Below are 2,366 nucleotides of genomic sequence, written 5' to 3' on the forward strand. Positions count from 1 at the left end.
GTCCTAAGCCCCTCGGGAGAGCCCACAACTACGAAAGCGAAGCGTGTAGTTATAGTGGGCTATAACCGGAAGCCTTTCGGTTTCTTGGGTAACGCATCATTCCTCTTTTTGACGAATTGCATTTGCTCTTTTCTATCCGCCATGCGTTTCTGCAAATACTCGTTCAGGTCTTTGCATCCGCTGTAGATTTGTGAAGCGTCCCGTATATGCTGGGTGCTGTCGTATTCCTTGCGGATTTGCTGAAGGGCTTCCATTCCTGCACGGTCATTGTCAAAAAAACAGTGGATTCGCTCATAGCTTCCCAATGGATAAAGTGCTTTGGAAACATTGGCAACAGAGTTCAGAACCATGTAATCCTGCCTGTCGAATTCAGGGTATTGCGGACAGCTTTCGAGCCGTAGGGTCAGAAATGAGAGGTAGTCCATAAATCCCTCGAAAACGAAACACGTGCCCTTTGGCTCTCCCGACTGTCTGATGTGGGATATTTCCTTCGGTGCGATACAGCCCTTGAAATATCGGTTGCGGATTTCATAGCCGCCCGACATGTTGGGAAACGCAATGGCGAAGTACCGTTTGCCGTTGTGCGTAAACCGCGCTTCCTTACATTCTTTTTTCGCCAGTGCCGGATTTATCCCCCTTTCCTGCAAATAGGCGAGCAAGGCAGGGGAAGAAAGCGGCACGATTTCCAACTGTTGGAAACTCGGCTCTGTAAATGACTGCTTGCGAAAAGAGAAAGAAACGGGGTGCACGTGCGGTGCCTGTTCCTCTATGCGTTTCAAAAGGTACGGCACGCTGTCCGTTGCATAGAGGTGCGAAGCCAGCGCAATGATGTTGCCGCCCTTGCCGAGCGCAAAATCATACCATTGGTTCCGCTCGGTGTTCACCTTAAACGAGGCTTCGGTTTCTTCCCTGAACGGTGATTTGTACCATAGATTGATGCCCTGCCGCTTCACCGGGCTATATCCCAAGCTGTGAAGGTATTCTTCCAGCCTGATTTGTTTTGCTGTCTGTATGTCCATAAATGATTGTCTTTATCGGTTATTGTTTGTTTTTCTTTTCGCCAGTATCTGTTTATAGGTTACTGGCTGTATAACCACTTCACTTTATTGTCGTATATATAGGATACGGCTTAAAGTGAAGCGGTTTGATGCGCTCCTGCAACCACTTCGCTTTATCCTAATATATAGACCCGGAGAATAAAGTGAAGTGATTGCAGGAAGCGTGTCAATAGTGGAAATCCGGTTCGTATCTGTACTTCCTGCCATTTTCCTGCACTATCATCCGCTTGTTCTTCAACACTGTGATGAGTTTAACCAGCTTGTTGTCGCTTAACGGAACACCCACCAAGGCATACGATTCTTTCAGCGCCTTGCCCAGTTCCTTATACCCGTACTCGTCCTGCAACGAAAATGCTGCTTCCAGTGCTATCCGGTGTTGTTGCTCGGAAATGTCCTTGCAGGCATCAAACCTTTCGCCTTGGGGTCTGCCGGGCGCTTTGGCTTCTGTCTGGTAATCCTCCATCAGTTCAGGCAATGCCCTTTCATTGATGCGGAAGGCAAACGGCTCGAAGTCCATCGCACGGATGTGCATGGCGGAAACCTTGCTGATGTCCCCGTTACTTTTGTCCTTTTCAACGAGCAGTACGGTTTCAGCCTTGTTGTTCAGTTCCGTGCCGATATGTCCCCTTGCGTTCTCATCCCCCTTGTTCTGGTGGAGTATCGTGTGGATATGTATCTGCCTGTCGTCCGTCCACTGCATCAGTTTCGATATGATGCGTGTCGATTCGCTGGGGCTGTTGATGTCATACACCATGTCACGGATACCGTCTATCACCACCATACCGAGGTTCGGTGTATGGTAGATTGCCTGTTCGACAATCCTTATGCGTTGCTCCGGCGTATATTTCCGCAGGGCAAGGAACTCAAGGTTCTCGTTGTCCCTGTCATCGGGCAGCCCTGCCATGCGCATGATGCGTTCCATCACATTCAGGCAGTGGTGGGGGCTTTGCTCCGTATCGACATACAGCACTTTCCGCTTGGCTTCGGGAAGTTCAGCCGCATACCTGAGCACCGTGCCGTTCTTCAAAGCCGCAGCCACGATAGCCGACACATTGAATGTCTTCTTGCTTTTGGCTTTGCCGATGGATGCACTGAAATTTCCCAACGTGCCGATTACAGAACCTTTCACACTGAGGATTTCTGGCGCTTTCTCGTATTTTCCCGACAGGCTCAGCCGTGAGGCTTGCCAGAGGATTACCGCCTGTTCGTCCGATATTTCCCGGATGTCTTTCATATAGTCCATAGCAATTCCTCCCGTTACTTGCGTCCGCCTGTTTTCTTCCCTGCCAGTTCAAGGGCAAGTTCCGC

The 2,366-nt window shown here is 49.8% G+C and carries 2 protein-coding genes; both read right to left on the reverse strand.

The window, feature by feature from the left end:
- Positions 1 to 59: 59 nt before the first annotated feature.
- The gene (locus M3085_RS13820; protein ID WP_249053325.1) at positions 60 to 1,019 is read right to left on the reverse strand and encodes a toprim domain-containing protein; all 960 of its coding nucleotides are present in this window, start codon (positions 1,017 to 1,019) and stop codon (positions 60 to 62) included.
- 205 nt (positions 1,020 to 1,224) lie between these two features.
- Entirely contained in the window at positions 1,225 to 2,301 is a 1,077-nt protein-coding gene (locus tag M3085_RS13825) for an AAA family ATPase (protein ID WP_249053326.1), read from the reverse strand.
- Positions 2,302 to 2,366: the final 65 nt, after the last annotated feature.

Source organism: Bacteroides caecicola (assembly GCF_023337095.1).
Lineage (GTDB): Bacteria > Bacteroidota > Bacteroidia > Bacteroidales > Bacteroidaceae > Phocaeicola > Phocaeicola gallinarum.

What these genes read in the sequence shown, in the direction of transcription:
- M3085_RS13825 (WP_249053326.1), bottom strand. Translation starts at nt 2,301, where the DNA reads ATGGACTATATGAAAGACATCCGGGAAATATCGGACGAACAGGCGGTA.
- M3085_RS13820 (WP_249053325.1), bottom strand. Translation starts at nt 1,019, where the DNA reads ATGGACATACAGACAGCAAAACAAATCAGGCTGGAAGAATACCTTCAC.